Below are 17257 nucleotides of genomic sequence, written 5' to 3' on the forward strand. Positions count from 1 at the left end.
CTGGCCGCCGGGCTGTGTTACCGCAAATAGACGAAATAACAATCCAGACAGCGCAAGCGGGCGCGTCACGAAGCCGGGCCACCGTGCCACAACGGTGATTCGATCAAATCAGAGAATGGCAGCGCTTGCCGCCACAAAAACAGGCTCGCCCGATGCAACCACAACATCTGGAAAAACCGGCAGAGAAGCAAAGCCTTGACCCGCTCATGCCGGGGTATTCGTTCAACTTGTATCTGGTGGCTGGCATCACGCCGATCATCGAAAACGGCCCGCTGGATTTCATCATTGATCGGCCCAAAGGCATGCAGGGTTTCATCATCAATCTCACTGTGGCCGGGCAGGGCAAGGTGTTTGATGGCGACGACGCATTCTTTGTGAACCCCGGCGACATGCTGATGTTCTCGCCCGAAACCGTGCATTACTACGGCCGCGCGCCGAGCAGCCCCAACTGGTATCACCGCTGGATTTACTTTCGGCCACGCGCCTACTGGGCACCTTGGCTCAAATGGCAAGACCAGATCCGCAACGTCGGGCGCTTGTGCCTGCCAGACAAAACGCTATACGCCGAGTTTGATGAGTTATTCCAGCAAATTGACCGCACTCATCGTGAAGGTCGGGTGACCAGTGAAGAACTGGCGATCAATCTGCTGGAGCGCTTGTTGATTCGCGCTTACGAAATCTCGCCGGAAAACCTGCCCAAACCGCTGGATAACCGCGTGCAGGAAGCTTGCCAGTACATCACCCGCAATCTGGGGCAGGAGATCGGGCTGGATGAAATTGCCCGGCATGTGTGCTTGTCGCCATCGCGGCTGGCACATTTGTTCCGCGACCAGATTGGCGTGAACATCCTGCGCTGGCGTGAAGACCAACGCATTATTCTGGCCAAACACCTGCTGCACAGCACGCGCACGCCGATTGCGCGCATTGCTGGCACCGTAGGTTATGAAGACCAGTTGTATTTCTCTCGCGTGTTCCGCAAACGGGTCGGCGTCAGCCCGAGCGAGTTTCGCAAGACCAGCGGCGAGCCGCTTTACCCGTACCAGAATCCCAATATGGACTGGCCGCATATTGACGTAGATGTCCCTGATAACGGCATGGAGTTTTACTTGTGACCTATCGACTGCTGGCGTTTGATCTGGATGGCACTTTGCTGGGCAACGATCTGCAAATCCGCCCGGCTTCCATCGCCGCCATTCAGACTGCGCGCGAGCTGGGTTACAAGGTGGTGATGGTCACCGGGCGGCATCACATCATGGCGTGGCCGTATCATCATCAACTCAATCTGGATACGCCGCTGCTGGCTTGCAACGGCACCTACGCCTGGGATTTCGCCCGTGGCGAAGCGCTGTTTGCCAAGCCACTGACCAAGGCCGAGGCCACTGCGCTCTTGGGATTGATTCGCCTGCATGATGTCCACGCGTTGCTGTATCTGCGGGACGCTCAAGCCTACGAAACGCTGGAACCGCATCTCACGCACCTGCTGCATTGGGCCGAAGCGCTGCCCGCCGAAGTACGGCCAAATATGGTGCAAGTAACGGATTTTGAATCATTGCTGCGCGCGGCTGATCTGGTCTGGAAATACGCGGTATCGAGCGTGAGTGACGGCAAAATCGAACCATTCATTGCCCAAGTCGAAGCAGAGCTTGGTCTGGCGTGTGAGCGTTCTGGCCATAACCGCGTGGATGTCGCCAGCGCAGGTAACAGCAAAGGGGCGTTGTTGCTGGAGTGGATCGCCACTCAGGGTATTACGCCAGCCGAAGTGGTGGCGTTTGGCGATAACTACAATGATTTGTCGATGCTGCAAGGGGTGGGATTGGGCGTGGCGATGGGTAATGCTGAGGCACCAGTGCGCGAACAAGCGGCACGGGTGATAGGCAAGAATGATACGGATGCGATTGCGGATTTTTTGCGCGATGAGATTTTTGCGAATGCCGTGGTTTAACGCTCAGTAACCCTTGCTAACTGCCTTTGTTCGCGCATTCAGTTCTGTCCACTTTTTTGCCATTACGCCCGCTACCATCCACCGCAAAGCCCAAAACGCATTGATAGCGGTTGCTCCCGATCACTAATGTCGCTGTGCTGCAATTGCCAGCGCTGGTTACGCCGATCAATTGGCGAGTCGCAGCCCCTTCGGACAAGATGAAATGGCGCTGTCCGGGAGCCAGGATAGGCACGATGGTTTTGCCCGGAGCGGGGTGCTGCTGTGCGTCGCGGCAATCCCAGTTATAGCGTGGGTCCGCGTGAGCAACGGCGCTGGCCAGCACCAGCAAGCCACAGGCAACAAGGTGTTTCATGGCAAATCCACAAGACGGTTATGCCACCATGTTAGCGGCTGGCCCGCTATTGTGGGCGATTCGCCCGGACGGATATTACTGAGCGGCTGTGCGTTGCCGCTGCAAGGTGAGCACGCTGTGGCCGCAAGTGAGCAGCACTGCCAGCCAGATCGGCACGTAGGTGCCCAGACCCGCCATGGTGAATGGCTCGCCCAAAAACAGGATGGAGATAAAAAACAGCAGGGCGGGTTCGACGTAACCCAGAATCCCCAGCACGCCCATGGGCAGCAATTTGCTGGCGGCCAGATACAGCGCAAATGCCGCCGCGCTCATGATGCCCAGCAAGGGCAGCATTGCCCACAGCATGGGTTTAACGCTAAGTGCTTGGGTCGCCGGATGATGGGTAAACAGATAAAACGCCACAAACGGCAGGATAAACAGGATTTCCAGCAAGAAGCCTGCGACCGGGTCCAGTTTGATCCAGCGTCGCAGCATCAAGTAGGGCGGATAGCCGACAGAAGTCACCAGGGTGACCCATGAAAACGCCTGGGTCAGCCAGATTTCATGCGCCACGCCGACCATGGCGCAGGCCACCGCCAGCCACTGCAAACGGCTGGGTCGTTCGTGATAAAACAGGAATCCGGTCAGCACCATCACCAGCGGCAGCAGAAAATAGCCGAGCGAAACCTCCATCAGGCGGCCCACTTGCGGTGCCCACATGAAGATCCATTGCTGGATAAACAGCAGGGAAGCGGTGACTGGCAGCACCAGCCATAGTCTGGGTTCGGTGCGCAAACGCATGCATAGCGCCCGAAAACGACCCGTCTGCCCCAACAACACCAATGCCACCGCCATCGCGGGCACCGTCCAGACGACGCGCCACGCCACAATGCCCATGCCATCCAGTGGGCGCAACAAGGCGGCAAACCAGCCAATGGTGGCGAAGATGACAGAAGCGGTAACTGATAGGGCAACGCCCCGGCCGGATAACATGGAACACCTCTTTAGCGAGTGCGCATGCTAGCAGGCCGGTGAGTGCTGCGGCTATCAAGGCTTTCGAGAATGCCCAAGGCAAAACCAGAAACATCCCACAGAAACTGTGGCGGCTTTGCGTTAACATCGCGCGCCGTTTGCCGGGCAAAGGTGACCGCTGCCTCGCATTGGTACAGCGCAGCCACTATGCTCAACCGAGACTTCAGGTCGATTCGTTCGGCAATTCGTTCGACCACTAATTGCGCCGGATACCCCGGTTCAATACCCAATAAGAAAATCGCACAGGAGCAAATCATGCGTTGGAACGACATGCGCGAAAGCCAGAACGTGGACGACCGCGAAGGTCAAAGTGGCGGCGGCGGTGGCGGGGGATTTGGTGGAGGCGGACTGCGCTTGGGAGTAGGCGGGATTGTGGTGGTGGTAGTGGTCGGCTTGCTGTTTGGCAAAAGCCCCATGGAAATGCTCGGGCTGATCTCGCAATTGTCTGGCGGTGGCGCGCCGCAAGTGCAGCAGCAGCGCCCGCAAACCCCGGCAACCACAACTGCCAACGCCAACGATCCCAACAAGTTGATGGTCAAAAAGGTGCTGGGCGATACCGAAGATACCTGGGGGCGGATATTCAAAGCGTCCGGGCGCACATACACGGCGCCCACGCTGGTGTTGTTTCAAGGTTCAGTTGCGTCTGGTTGTGGCCAGACCAGTTCGGCTGTTGGCCCGTTTTATTGCCCGACTGACCAAAAACTGTATATCGATCGCGGTTTTTTTGACGAATTACGCAACCGTTTTGGCGCGCCCGGTGAATTTGCCGAAGCCTACGTAGTGGCACACGAGGTCGGCCATCACGTGCAGAATCTGTTGGGTATCTCGGAAAAAGTCAGCCAGCGCGAACGGCAGGTGAGCAAGGCGCAGGCGAACGCGTTATCAGTGCGGCTGGAGTTGCAGGCCGATTGTTTTGCTGGTGTGTGGGGCCACGATGCGGAGCAGCGGCAACTGGTGAATGGTCAGGACATGGATCAAGCCTTGGTCGCGGCCAACGCCATTGGCGACGATACATTGCAGCGCAATGCCGGGCGCAATGTCACCCCGGATTCGTTTACTCACGGCACGTCCGATCAGCGCCAGCGCTGGTTCCGTAAAGGCTTTGATAGTGGCAGTGTGGACGAATGCAATACGTTTACCGCCAAGCAGCTTTGACGCTGGCACGTTTGTCCGTACGATGGCGGCTCGATATTTGATCCAATTGATCTGGCAGCAGAATCCAGCGTTGGCGCTGGCCAGATCAATCACCCACCAGGACAATGTGAAATGAGTGTACTTCGAGCTGGATTGATCGCTGGCGTAGCACTGTGTCTGCTTGCCGCTTGTGGCCCGTCACCAGACGCACCCAAAATCGCGCCTGAAGCGCGCAAGGCGCTCGACGCGGCCAAAGGGGTAGAGCAAACGGTGCAGCAACAAGACGATGCCACGCGTAAACAGATTGATGACGCCAGCAAGTAATCATGGCCGTTGAAATGCTGGAAATCACCGCGCGCGTGGCGATTTCATTCGACGAATTCACCTTGACCGCCATCCGGGCCCAAGGCGCGGGCGGGCAGAACGTCAACAAGACGTCCACCGCAATTCACCTGCGCTTTGATATCAATGCTTCCAGCTTGCCGGAGCGCTACAAAACGGCGCTGCTGGCAATGAGCCACCATCTGATTACCCAGGAAGGCGTGGTGATCATCAAGGCGCAGGAACATCGCAGCCAGGAAATGAATCGTGTGTCCGCCATTGCCCGGCTGCAAAGCCTGATTCATGACGCCGGTGTGGTGCAAAAAGCCCGTTTTGCCACCAAGCCCAGCCGCAGCGCCAAACGTAAACGTACCGATCAAAAAGTACAGCGCGGGCAAATCAAAGCCATGCGCGGCAAAGTGGATTTCTAGACCCTCACGTGCCTGAATGCCGCTATCTGGCCGTCAGACGGCTGCTGCTGGTGTCGTCATGACATCGGGGTAATATCGACGCAAAGTCAACCGTAGATCAAAACCAGACGTTTCATCCAAGACCTGTCGGATTTTTGTCAAAAAACTGACGGACATTATCAATTTGTCATTTATTCGTTGAGTCGCTTACCGACTAAGAGGAATTTGATCATGGGTATTCTGGATACGATTGGTGAAATCGCCGGTGCGGTGGCTGCAGTTGAAGCTACTGAAAAAGTGGACCCGGATGCGGGTTTGCTGACCAAAGGCATTGCTGCAGTTGCCGGCTTCAAAGGCGCCGGTGCGCTGGAAGAAATGCTGGAAAAAAAGAAAGACGAAGCGCAAGACCAGGACGATAGCAGCACACCCGCCTGAGATTCTCTCGCGCGGCACCAGCCAGCCCGGCCCCAAAGCCCGGCTGGCTTTTTTGTCGGCGTAATCCACCCATCTGCGCTTATCCACTTGTTCAGGCTGCGATGGCAACCGCATACTCACTATCCCGCCAGCCCTCAGCCCATGATTCATAGAAAAAAAATGGAAAACCTGTTTGTTGCCCTGGTCTTGTTCTCGGCCATTTTGCATGCCAGCTGGAACGCCCTACTGCATCTAAGCGCAGACCGGCTGTGGCAATGGGGCATGATGGCGGTGCCCTATGCAGTGATTTCCGGCATTGCCGTTACGGTGCTGCCACTGCCTGCGCAGGCGAGTTGGCCGTATATAGCGGCTTCCACCTTGCTCCAATTTGCCTACGCCTTTGCCTTGATCAAGGCCTACCGCTCAGGTGATTTCGGGCAGATTTATCCGATTGCCCGGGGCCTTTCACCGTTGCTGATCGCTGGCGGAGCGTTTCTTTTCGCGGGCGAATCGTTGCACCCGCTGGCGCTGGGCGGCATCGGCCTGGTGTCGGTCGGCATCATTTCGTTATCTTTCAAAAACGGCTTGCGCTTTTCTGCCCAGAGCGTGCCCGCTGCATTACTGACCGGCGTGTTCATTGCCGGTTACACCGTGGTCGATGGCATGGGCGTGCGCCTGGCTGGCAATGCGTTTAGCTATATCGCATGGGTGTACTTGCTGTGGAGCATTCCGTTACTGCTGACGGTATACCGCTTGCGCGGTGGCTGGAATGGCCTGTTCGGGCAGCGAGTCATGGCGGCCAAAGGCATGGCCGCGGGATTGGTATCACTAACGGCCTACGGCATTGTGATTAACGCGCTGCAATACCTGCCAATGGGCATGGTGTCAGCGCTGCGCGAACTCAGTTCGATTTTTGCCGTGGCGATGGGCTGGCTGTTCATGCAGGAAAAACTCACCATGCGACGCCTGCTGGCGTGCGCGCTGGTGAGTATCGGTGCGGTGTTGATCCGGATCTGAACCGGCAAATACGTCGTAGGGCGGGCGCAGGGTGAATTTGCGTTGCAATCCACCCTGGCGAACCACTTCTCTGCCTTCTCCCGATGCATCGGGCTCGCTTCACAACCGGAAATTGCCTACCAGCCGTTCCAGATTGGCCGCCAGCGTATTCAGTTGCTGCACGGCGGCCGCCATTTCGCCCACCACATGGCCGTTGCTTTGCGCCATGGTGCTGATGCGTTCCACATTGCGGGCGATATCCAGACTGGCCGACGACTGCTCGCGCGTGGCGGCAGCGATATCCACCATACGGGTAACCAGTTCGCCGGTATGGCTGCGGACCTGGCCCATGGTGCTGTTGGCTTCGTCCGTCACACTCACACTGCCCACTACCTGATCCCGCGTGTGGGCGACGTCGGTAATGGCGTCTTGGGTATCCTGGCGAATGGCGTGCACGATGCGTGTGATCTCATGCGTAGCCTCGCCAGTACGGGCGGCCAGTTTGCGGACTTCATCGGCCACCACCGCAAACCCACGACCCATTTCGCCAGCGCGGGCGGCCTCAATGGCTGCGTTCAGGGCCAGCAAATTGGTCTGCTCGGCGATGTCGGTAATCACTTTGACGATGGTGCTGACTTCTTGTGAGCGTGCGCCCAACTGACTCATACGCTCGGTCAGCGCATGCATGGTCTGCGTTACCCCGGCAATACTGGTCGCCACTTGCTGGACGGTTTGCGTGCTGTTTTCGGTGAGCTGGCCGGTTTCGCGCGCCAGGTCTTCCGCCTGATTGGCGGTGTCGGCAATGTGCTGAATGCTGACCGTGACTTGTTCCACTCCGGCGGCAGTTGCACTGGAGGCTTCGGACTGTTGCTGGGACGAACCTTTGACCGACTCGGCAGAACTGGCCAACTGGCTGGCTGATTGCGTTACCGCCTGGCTTTGCTGGCGCACTTCGACAAACATGCTGTGCAAACTGGCGATAAAGCGGTTGAACGCATCGGCGGTCTGGCCAATTTCATCGCGGTTGGTAATGGCAATGCGCGCGGTCAAATCGCCTTTACCCGAGGCCAGCCCTTCCATGGTGCCAGCCAGCCGGATCAATGGACGGGTGAGGGCGCTGACCACGGCGTAAATCACCAGCAAAATCACCACCAGCGACACCACGGCGATGGCAATTGCAATATTGCGCAAACGCACGGCAGGCGCGGTGATCGCCGCAGTTGGCACGCTCACGCCCAACGACCAATACTGGCCGGTGTCGCCAATTTTGATGGCGTGAAAGAAATGGGTGTATTCCTTGCCTTCCAGTTGAAAGTCTTCTCCGCTTTTGATCTTGCCCACAGCGTCGGCCAGTGGCGTGCCGCTTGCCACCGGTTTGCCTAACAGGCTGGCGTCTTTGGCCGCCACATACAGGCCGCCTTCAGATAACAGCGTGACGTAGCCGGTGTCATACGGATGCAGCGTGGATAACTGCTTTTGCAGATCATCCAGCGTCAAATCTGCCGCAGCAACGCCGAGGAACTTGCCGCTGTCGTCCTTGATGACCGATACCAGCGAGCTTTCCAGCACTTTGGCGTTGGCCACTTCATAAGGGAATGGCTCGGTAATGGTGTCGCGCTGGCGTTGTTTGGGGACGTAATAGAAATCACCCCAGCCTGGTTTTTCGTAATCCGGGACGTAGGTTTCCGGGTGATCGTGATATTTGGGGAAGTCCTTGATGCGCGAGGATTCCATCATGGTGTCGACCGTGGCTTTGCCATCTTTGCCACGGGTCATGTAGGGCGTGTAACGGCCGCTCGGGTCTTGCTTGGGCCAGTCCAGCCGGAAGGCATCATCATTGCCGTCAAACGCGTTGGGCTCCCACACCATCCACAAACCGGTTACGCCGGGTGCGTCGTCCAGCATGCGCAAAATGACGGTGTCGACCAGTTTGCGGTCGGTTTTGCCGATGGCCTTGATGCCACTCACCGCGCGCGCCAGATGGCGTGGCAACAAGAAGGTGCGGTCGAGCTGGTTTTGTACGGTTTGGGCGTAACTGACGGCTTGCTCTCGCGCCAGTTCAAAACCTGCTTCTTCGGCGCGGTCGTAACTCATTTTGACCAGCAACCCGACCATGACGGCAAAGCCGATAAAAATGGCTGCTCCGGCAACCAGGACGATGCGTGTGCGTAAGTGGCCCCACTGCGTTTTCTGGCTCATGTTGTATCCCTTTGGCTCGCGTGCAAGCGGATTCCTGCCCCTGGCGGGCGCTATCCGTGTTATTGGCCGTTTTTACGGTCAGACCCGCGTTCTTGCCGGCCTGCCGCTGCAGTTGTTCGCGGCTCTGGCTGATTTTGTGTTGATGCTGGTTATAACTATGCAATGAAGCTGGTTAACGAATGCATCGACCAGCGTGCTTATTACTTTAGCGATGAATTTGCAGATGTTCTTCTATTACCCGTGCCAGCGTGGCGAAGTGTCTGGCAATGTCATCGTCCTGAACACAGGCGTAGCCCAACAGCAAACCGCGCTCGGGCGCATTGGCCTGGTTGTAGTAACTGGAGAGCGGGCGAGTGGCGATACCGGCGGCGAGGGCATCTTGTGCAATCTGCCGATCATCCACGTGGCCGGGCAGGGTAGCGACCAGATGCAGGCCCGCTTCATCGCCACGCACGCTGACGGCATCGCCAAAGTGCCGCGAAATCTCTTGCATCAGTATTTCGCGGCGCGAGCCGTAGACATTGCGCATGCGGCGAATATGCGAGCTGAAATGGCCCTCGGCGATAAAGTCCGACAACACCGCTTGTTGCAGCAACTGGCCTTCGCGATACAACTCGGCCAGCGCCACGGCGAAAGGTTCGGCCAGCGCCGGCGGCACCACCAGATAACCAATGCGCAAACCGGGGTAAAGAATCTTGCCGAAGCTGCCAACGTAGATCACCCGGTCGGCATCATCCATGCCTTGTAGCGACATCAGCGGGCGGTTGGCGTAACGGAACTCGCTGTCGTAATCGTCTTCGATAATCCAGCAGTCACGCTGGCGGGCGAACTCCAGCAGCATGCGTCGCCGCGCCAGGCTCATCACCATACCTAACGGATACTGATGCGACGGTGTCACCAGCATCATGCGCGGCGGTGTGGCCAGGTCTTCAGGCGAAGGGTTGATGCCCTCGGCATCGACCGCGATGGGTTTCAATTGCAGACCAGAAGCCTGCATCACACTGCGCACGCCCCAGTAACACGGGTCTTCGGTCCACACCGCATCACCCGGATCGCACAGCAAACGTACGGCCAGATCAACCGACTGGTGAATACCGGTGGTGATGATGATTTGTTCGGGCTCGCAGCGCACCGAGCGGGCATTACGCAGGTAATCGGCCAGCGCCTCGCGCAATGGCGCGTGGCCACCGGGTGGCGCGTAACTGAGTAACTCTGGACGCGGGTTGCGCATATGCCGCGCTTGCAACCGGCTCCAGATTGCGGCCGGAAAGCGCGTCACATCCGCCACGCCCGGCACAAATGCACCCCATTGCCGCCGTGACACACCGGCTGATGCAATCAAGCGCTGGCCACGTTGCGACAGATGTTCGCCTGAGTCGCTACTCGCCGGGGCGGCTGCGGCACTGCCCAGCATTTGTTGATCGGGCGAGCTATCGGCCACAAATGTGCCACTACCGGTACCCGCCAGCAAATAACCCTCAACCGCCAGTTGTTCGTAAACCTGGATCACCGTGTTGCGGGCAATGCCCAGTTCGGTGGCCAGCATGCGTGACGACGGCAGTTTGCGCCCGGCCGGCAACTCGTGCGCCAGGATGGCTTCACGCAGCAATCGTTGTAACTGGCGATAGGAAGGCTCGACGCTGGCCTTGTCCAGGCGCTGGGCTAACCAGTCTGATAACAAGCTTGTTCGCAAAGTGGTTCCATTGTTTTGAAAAAAATGGCTCTTCTTGAGGGGGCCGAAGCTCACTATATTCGAGGCATTCCAAAGCGTCTACTCCGTTTTGCGCGGAGTAAGACTGCCAGACCAAACCACTTTTACAGGAAGCGATATCGTGTCCAATGCTGATTTGTTTGCCCGCAAGAACGCCGCCACACCACGCGGCGTGGGCGTGATGGCGCAGTTCTTTGTGGAACGCGCGCTGAACTCCGAGTTGTGGGATGTGGAAGGCAATCGCTTTATCGACTTTGCCGGTGGCATTGCCGTGCTTAACACTGGCCACTGTCACCCCAAAGTGACCGCCGCGGTGCGCGCACAACTGGATGCCTTTACCCACAGCTGTTATCAAGTGGTGCCATACGAATCCTACGTAAAACTGGCCGAACGCCTGAACGCGTTGACGCCCGGTGATTACGCCAAGAAAACCGCATTCTTTTCTACCGGTGCCGAAGCCGTGGAAAACGCCATCAAGATCGCCCGCGCCGCCACCGGCCGCCCTGGCGTGATCGCCTTCAACGGCGGTTTTCATGGCCGCACCATGATGGGCATGGCGCTGACCGGCAAAGTGGTTCCCTACAAGGTGGGCTTTGGCCCGTTCCCATCAGAAATTCACCATGCGCCGTTCCCGTGTGAGCTGCACGGCATTACCACCGCCATGTCGCTCAAAGCGCTGAACGACCTGTTCAAAGCCGATATTGATCCGAAGCGCGTGGCAGCGATCATTCTGGAACCAGTGCAAGGCGAGGGCGGTTTCTACGTGGCTCCGGCGGATTTCATGCAGGCATTGCGCAAGTTGTGCGATCAACACGGCATCTTGCTGATTGCCGACGAAATCCAGACCGGCTTTGCCCGCACCGGCAAGCTGTTTGCCATGAACCACTACGACGTGGTGCCAGATTTGATGACTATGGCCAAATCGCTGGCTGGTGGTTATCCGCTCTCCGCCGTAACCGGTCGCGCCGAAATCATGGACGCGCCGAACCCGGGCGGTTTGGGTGGCACCTATGCCGGTAACCCGCTGGCGATTGCCGCCGCGCACGCCGTGCTGGATGTGATTGGAAGCCAGAAATTGGCGGAACGTGCCAATCAACTCGGTGACAAACTCAAAGCCACCTTGAACGAACTGCGCGGTGTGGTACCCCAAATTGCCGATATTCGCGGCCCGGGCGCAATGGTTGCCGCCGAGTTTATCGACCCGAATACCGGTGAGCCGGATGCCGACTTTGCCAAACGCGTGCAGACGCTGGCGCTGGCGGACGGGCTGATCTTGTTGTCTTGCGGGGTGTACTCCAACGTATTGCGATTCTTGTTCCCGCTGACGATTGAAGATGCGGTGTTTGAGGAAGGGTTGGTGAAATTGGGGAAGGCCTTGCAGGCGGCTTGAAGAAGGATGTTGCTTGCTGTGGTTTTGTAGCCCGGAAGGAGCCGGAGGCGGGAATCCGGGGTAGCAATGTTTCAACGAAGTGCTGGGGTTTGAATGCCTGCTTTGGTTAGTGCCTTCGGCACGGGTTTTAAAGGCGTTTGATACCCGGTGGTGACCGGGAGCACGTTTCTTTCTTTTGCGTCGCCAAAAGAAAGTAACCAAAGAAAAGGCGACCCCGCTGCCGCAAGGGGGCCCAAGGTCAAAAGCCGAAGCAAACCGTCTGTTTGCCAGGAGGTCTGCGCAGGGCCTGCGTTCCCTCGGTAGCCCTGGTTTGCAGAGTTGTGGGCTGGTGACTACAGCAACGTAGCCCGGATGAAACGAAGTGGGAACCCGGGGCAGCAACATATCAACAGAACGCGGGCGCTGGATCTTGCCGATGTCGCCCCCGGATTGCTGCGCGAATCCGGGCTACAACAAACAAATCCAGGCCAGAGCAAAGCAACGTAGCCCGGATGAAACGAACTGGGAATCCGGGGTGGCAACATATGCACAGAACGCGGGCGCTGGATTTTGCCGATACCCCCCCCGGATTGCTGCGTGAATCCGGGTTGTAGCGGGCAAATCCAGACCATGGCAAAGAATGAACACGGAGAACACCGCAATGAACCTCAAAGACCCATCCCTGTTACGCCAACAGTGTTACATCGACGGCCAATGGCAAGACGCGGATAACAAAGAAACCATCCCGGTTAACAACCCGGCCACGGGCGAGATCATTGCCACCATTCCAAAAATGGGCGCAGCCGAAACCCGTCGGGCGATTGAGGCTGCCAATGCGGCGTGGCCTGCCTGGCGCAAAAAAACCGCCAAAGAGCGCTCGGTCATCCTGCGCCGCTGGAACGACTTGATGCTGGCCAAGGTCGACGATCTGGCCACTATCCTCACCGCAGAACAAGGCAAACCGCTGGCTGAGGCCAAGGGTGAAATCGCCTATGCCGCGAGTTATCTGGAATGGTTTGCCGAAGAAGCCCGGCGTATTGATGGCGAGATCATTCCGGCACCGGCCAATGACCGCCGCTTTCTGGTCATCAAACAACCGGTGGGCGTCACCGCTGCGATTACGCCGTGGAACTTCCCGTCCGCCATGATCACCCGCAAGGTTGGCCCGGCGCTGGCGGCAGGGTGTCCGATGGTGCTCAAGCCGGCTACCCAGACGCCGTTGTCCGCTTTGGCGTTGGCTGTGCTGGCAGAACGTGCTGGTGTGCCGGCGGGGATTTTTAGCGTGGTTACCGGTTCGGCCAATGCCATTGGTGGCGAACTGACCGCCAGCCCGATCGTGCGCAAGCTGTCGTTTACCGGTTCCACCGAGATTGGCCGCATGCTGATTGCCCAATCGGCCGATACCGTCAAAAAATTGTCGATGGAACTGGGCGGCAACGCGCCGTTTATTGTGTTTGACGACGCCGATCTGGATGCTGCGGTCGAGGGTGCCATTGCTTCCAAATATCGCAATGCGGGTCAGACTTGCGTTTGCGCCAACCGTTTGCTGGTGCAGGCCGGGGTTTACGACGCGTTTGCCGAAAAGCTCGCCGCCGCAGTGAGCAAACTCAAGGTCGGCAATGGCTTTGAAGCGGGTGTGACTCAAGGACCGCTGATTGATGGCAAAGCCGTGGCCAAGGTTGAAGAACACATCGCCGATGCGGTGAGCCTCGGCGCCAAAGTATTGCTGGGTGGCAAGCGCCACGCGCTCGGTCAGTCGTTCTTTGAGCCGACTATTTTGACCGGCGTAACCACCAGCATGAAGGTCGCCAAAGAAGAAACTTTTGGCCCGATGGCGCCATTGTTCAAGTTTGAAACCGAAGAAGAAGCCATATCCATGGCCAACGATACAGAGTTCGGTTTGGCCAGTTATTTCTATTCTCGCGACATTGGTCGCATTTTCCGCGTCGGTGAAGCACTGGAATACGGCATGGTGGGGATTAACGCCGGAATTATTTCATCTGAAGTGGCACCGTTTGGTGGCGTGAAACAGTCTGGTCTGGGCCGCGAAGGCTCGCATCATGGCATCGATGATTATCTGGAATTGAAGTACCTATGCCTGGCCGGCCTGTAAGCTAACTAGCCGATAGCAAAGACAAAAAGAGCGGCGCGTCCGCTCTTTTTGCGTATTTGCAAGACACCCATCGCGCGATCAAGCCGTCAGGCGTTTACAGGTTGTTTGCATGATTGTGGTGCAATTATTGAAACGGCATGCACCAGAAAGTGCTTAATTAATCAGGTATATAGCGGTTTCACCTGACATCCCGGGGCTAGCGTTCAGTGGCATGCTTCTTGCCATACATTGCTGTATGAGTTTGCTCGGTGAGGTCGCCTTTGGTCCGGTTTTGTCCGACAAAATCTGCCAGTGGCACAGAGTACTCACTTGCGCATGCCGGACTGGTTTTGTGGCGGCAGGTCGCATAAGGTTAGAACACAGAATCATTAAAAGCCGGATCGCCTTACGGTGATCAAGCAAGAGGGCTTCTACTGGCCGCCTCAGCGCACCGACTGCTCTGGTAGATCAACAGCCCCGCAATCTCAACCGCACAAGCACGACCTTGTTATTCAACGTGCCAGTAGAAAACGCAGCAAACCCGCCAAGGGGAACCTCTGAACAAGCCCTTTGGGAGTAGCGTTTAGGCCAAATTGGGATGATCTGTTGACCCGCAGTGGTGTCCCAAGGCCGGGGCCTTTGGATACCACTGCGGGGCGGCAGGCGCCCGATTTCGCCTAAACCCTTCGGGACGGTGCTTTGCGGGCGGCTCGCTGTGTTGCAGCCCTTGAACAGGCAATAAGCCTGTCCTGCGGGCTGACGTCGTGCGATCCATCCCGCAAAGCGTCGTCGCTGCCCCAAAGGTCTTGTTCAGAGGTTCCTCAGTGTTGTTGCACGGACGAGAGCAAAGTAAAGAGTAATTCACAGGAAATACAACATGAAACGCTCGGGCTCATGTGTACAGGCATCCGCCACGCTGGTGCCGTCGACGCTACAAACCATTTCAACCATTGCGCGGCTCACAGGGCGGCGCGATATTCCGCCAGACCGTGTTCTGGCCGGCTGCGGGGTCAGCGCTGCTGACCTGCAAGACACCACCATGATGGTGACCCACGCGCAGGAATTGATTGTTTCGGCCAACGCCCGTGCGCTCACCGGTGACGAATCGCTCGGCTTGCAAATTGGCAACGCCTTGCGGGTATCCAGTTTTGGTCTGCTGGGTTACGCCATGCTGGTCAGCCCAACGCTGGCCGATGCGCTGCAATGCATTTTTGATTTCCCGCTGCTGTTTGGCTCGTATTTCGACGTGACCTTGCGGGTAGATGGCTATGCCGCCGCGCTGGGCGTCGAGGGTTACCGTTATCGGCCAGATCTGGAAATCTGGAACACCGACATGTGCCTGGCCGCATTGTGGGCCGTGGTCTGTGATGTGATGGCCGACAAGATCAGTCCGGATTGCGTGGCTTTGAGTCATGGCAAACCGGAACATGCGTCGGCTTATCGCCAGGTGTTCGGCTGTTCGACCTATTTTGACCGGCAAGAAAGCGCGGTGTTTTTCCCCTCCGAATTGCTAAGCAGCCCGTTGCCGCTGGCTGATCCGTTCAGTTATGAGGTGATGCGTCAGCAATGTGCGCAATTGCAACGGACCTGGCAAAACAACGGCAACCTGGATGTGATCGCCAAGGCGCTGCGGCTGATGTCGGCTGACCCGCTCAAGTACAACCAGCTCAACAATGTGGCGAGCGAGTTGTTTATGTCGGAGCGCACTTTGCGCCGGCGGCTGGATGAGCGCGGTGTGAAATTCCAGACCTTGCTGGATCAAGTCTTGCGCGACAAAGCGCTGGAATATCTATCCCGTACTGCCATGCCGGTGGCCGATATTGCCGAGAAGCTGGGCTATAGCGAAACCGCCAGCTTTCGTCATGCTTTCCGCCGCTGGACTGGCCAATGCCCCAGTGAGTACCGCGCCACCCCGGTGGAAAAAACGGCCAGAGCACACCGTGCAAGTTGGCCCGAATTATCCCCCGGCTGACCGGTTTTTCTCTCTTACTCCCCTCATACACCCAGGCAGAATGGGTTCATCGAAATGTGAATACGCACAACGATTAACGGCAAACAAATTGACCGTTATCAATGCGAATCACTCTCGGTGGCCTGTTCTGGTTGTGGTCTGCGCCTGTAGTAAACGCTCAACCGCAAGGATCAACCGGACTGGATAAGGGCTCACTGGCGTCATGGCAATACGCGAGGCGCAGTGTCCCAGACATCACTAGAACATATGAAGATTGCAGGCGTTTGACAGTAACCGGCCAGCAGGTCGGCAAACTACAGATGTTCAGCAATACTCAAATTGATTGTGTTGATGGTGAAAGTGCAGGACTGGAACAAAGGTGGGCTTCGCCCGCCGCCAGCAAACGCGCAAGCAGCCGCAATGGCGTGGCTGCCCGCCGGAACAGACATGGTGATCCCATGAGTAAACCGAACCAGGCATCAAGTAACAAACCGGTTGTAGGCGTTATCGCCGACCTCAAAATGCTCGGCCACCACCCGTTTCACTGTGCTGGCAACAAGTATGTTGTTGCCGCTGTGGATGGTGCCGATACCTTCGCAATTTTGCTGCCCGCCATGGCTGGCCAGCAATCCATCGAACAAACGCTCGATCTGGTGGATGGTCTGATGTTCACCGGCAGCCCCTCCAATGTGGAGCCCCGTCATTACGGCGGCCCCTCCAGTGCCCAGGGCACTTTGCATGATCCCGCCCGTGATGCCACCAGCCTGCCGCTGATTCGCGCTGCCATTGCAGCGGGCGTGCCGGTGTTTGGCATCTGTCGCGGCTTTCAGGAAATCAACGTTGCGCTCGGCGGCACGCTGCATCAGAAGGTGCACGAGGTGCCCGGCATGTTGCTGCACCGCGAACGTGAAGAAGACCCGCTGGAAATCCAGTATGGCCCGGCGCATCAAATTGCAGTGGTGCCAGGCGGCAAGCTGGAAAGCTGGTACGGCAAGCCAGAGGCCACCGTTAATTCATTACACAACCAGGGCGTAGAAACACTGGCGCCCGGTGCACGGGTAGAAGCAGTTGCGCCCGATGGCCTGGTTGAAGCATTCAGCGTGAAAGATGCAAGCAGTTTTGCATTTGCAGTGCAGTGGCACCCTGAATGGCAATTTGCCGATAACCCGCTTTCAGTTGCTTTATTTGCGGCGTTTGGCGCGGCCTGCCGGGATCAACAAGCAAGAAAACAAGGGGGACAAACGCGGGGGTAGGCCGCGACTGACAACAGAGCCGGGAAGATCAGATTGTGGCAACCGCCACAGTCAAAAGAGTCGATTTCCGTGGTTTAGAGGCGTACACAAAACCGTTCTGAC

The 17257-nt window shown here is 57.5% G+C and carries 16 protein-coding genes; 11 read left to right on the forward strand and 5 right to left on the reverse strand.

What is annotated here, in order from left to right:
* Positions 1–152 precede the first annotated feature (152 nt).
* Both araC and N7220_RS17365 read left to right on the forward strand, forming a co-directional pair.
* The gene (gene araC / locus N7220_RS17360) at positions 153–1112 is read left to right on the forward strand and encodes an arabinose operon transcriptional regulator AraC (protein WP_283148781.1); all 960 of its coding nucleotides are present in this window, start codon (positions 153–155) and stop codon (positions 1110–1112) included.
* Positions 1109–1942: a pyridoxal phosphatase gene (locus N7220_RS17365; protein WP_283148782.1), complete on the forward strand. Its 834-nt coding sequence runs from the start codon at positions 1109–1111 to the stop codon at positions 1940–1942. Before araC ends, N7220_RS17365 begins: the two co-directional genes overlap by 4 nt.
* A gap of 16 nt (positions 1943–1958) precedes the next feature.
* Here N7220_RS17365 and N7220_RS17370 read toward each other — a convergent pair whose 3' ends face one another.
* The 3 genes from N7220_RS17370 to N7220_RS17380 form a co-directional block, all read right to left on the reverse strand.
* A complete protein-coding gene (locus N7220_RS17370; RefSeq protein ID WP_283148783.1) occupies positions 1959–2294 on the reverse strand; it encodes a hypothetical protein in 336 nt (111 codons plus the stop codon).
* A 75-nt stretch (positions 2295–2369) separates the two neighbouring features.
* On the reverse strand, positions 2370–3266 hold the full coding sequence (rarD, locus tag N7220_RS17375; RefSeq protein ID WP_283148784.1) for an EamA family transporter RarD: 897 nt from the start codon (positions 3264–3266) through the stop codon (positions 2370–2372).
* 11 nt (positions 3267–3277) lie between these two features.
* Positions 3278–3577, reverse strand: coding sequence for a hypothetical protein (locus N7220_RS17380; protein ID WP_283148785.1), 300 nt, complete (start codon positions 3575–3577; stop codon positions 3278–3280).
* Here N7220_RS17380 and ypfJ point away from each other — a divergent pair.
* From ypfJ to N7220_RS17405, 5 genes are all read left to right on the forward strand, one after another.
* Entirely contained in the window at positions 3561–4460 is a 900-nt protein-coding gene (ypfJ, locus tag N7220_RS17385) for a KPN_02809 family neutral zinc metallopeptidase (RefSeq protein WP_283148786.1), read from the forward strand. The genes N7220_RS17380 and ypfJ overlap by 17 nt on opposite strands.
* A gap of 111 nt (positions 4461–4571) precedes the next feature.
* The gene (locus tag N7220_RS17390; protein ID WP_283148787.1) at positions 4572–4763 is read left to right on the forward strand and encodes a hypothetical protein; all 192 of its coding nucleotides are present in this window, start codon (positions 4572–4574) and stop codon (positions 4761–4763) included.
* A gap of 2 nt (positions 4764–4765) precedes the next feature.
* Positions 4766–5191: an alternative ribosome rescue aminoacyl-tRNA hydrolase ArfB gene (arfB, locus tag N7220_RS17395; protein WP_283148788.1), complete on the forward strand. Its 426-nt coding sequence runs from the start codon at positions 4766–4768 to the stop codon at positions 5189–5191.
* A 210-nt stretch (positions 5192–5401) separates the two neighbouring features.
* Positions 5402–5605, forward strand: a complete 204-nt coding sequence (locus N7220_RS17400) for a hypothetical protein (RefSeq protein WP_283148789.1) — start codon at positions 5402–5404, stop codon at positions 5603–5605.
* Between the two features lie 159 nt (positions 5606–5764).
* A complete protein-coding gene (locus tag N7220_RS17405; RefSeq protein ID WP_283148790.1) occupies positions 5765–6601 on the forward strand; it encodes a DMT family transporter in 837 nt (278 codons plus the stop codon).
* Positions 6602–6700: 99 nt separating this feature from the next.
* Here N7220_RS17405 and N7220_RS17410 read toward each other — a convergent pair whose 3' ends face one another.
* Both N7220_RS17410 and pdxR read right to left on the reverse strand, forming a co-directional pair.
* Positions 6701–8779, reverse strand: a complete 2079-nt coding sequence (locus N7220_RS17410) for a methyl-accepting chemotaxis protein (protein WP_283148791.1) — start codon at positions 8777–8779, stop codon at positions 6701–6703.
* 205 nt (positions 8780–8984) lie between these two features.
* Complete coding sequence (gene pdxR, locus N7220_RS17415) at positions 8985–10472, reverse strand: MocR-like pyridoxine biosynthesis transcription factor PdxR (RefSeq protein WP_283148792.1); 1488 nt, start codon at positions 10470–10472, stop codon at positions 8985–8987.
* Positions 10473–10611: 139 nt separating this feature from the next.
* On the opposite strand from pdxR, the gene N7220_RS17420 reads away from it, so the two are divergent.
* The 4 genes from N7220_RS17420 to N7220_RS17435 all read left to right on the forward strand — a co-directional run bounded on the left by N7220_RS17420 (position 10612) and on the right by N7220_RS17435 (position 17155).
* A complete protein-coding gene (locus N7220_RS17420; protein ID WP_283148793.1) occupies positions 10612–11880 on the forward strand; it encodes a 4-aminobutyrate--2-oxoglutarate transaminase in 1269 nt (422 codons plus the stop codon).
* A 640-nt stretch (positions 11881–12520) separates the two neighbouring features.
* Positions 12521–13972, forward strand: a complete 1452-nt coding sequence (gene gabD / locus N7220_RS17425; RefSeq protein ID WP_283148794.1) for an NADP-dependent succinate-semialdehyde dehydrogenase — start codon at positions 12521–12523, stop codon at positions 13970–13972.
* A gap of 856 nt (positions 13973–14828) precedes the next feature.
* Entirely contained in the window at positions 14829–15923 is a 1095-nt protein-coding gene (locus N7220_RS17430) for an AraC family transcriptional regulator (RefSeq protein ID WP_283148795.1), read from the forward strand.
* A 437-nt stretch (positions 15924–16360) separates the two neighbouring features.
* The gene (locus tag N7220_RS17435) at positions 16361–17155 is read left to right on the forward strand and encodes a gamma-glutamyl-gamma-aminobutyrate hydrolase family protein (RefSeq protein WP_283148796.1); all 795 of its coding nucleotides are present in this window, start codon (positions 16361–16363) and stop codon (positions 17153–17155) included.
* The last annotated feature ends 102 nt before the right edge of the window (positions 17156–17257 follow it).

It is taken from the genome of Silvimonas soli (genome assembly GCF_030035605.1).
Taxonomy (GTDB): Bacteria; Pseudomonadota; Gammaproteobacteria; order Burkholderiales; family Chitinibacteraceae; genus Silvimonas; species Silvimonas soli.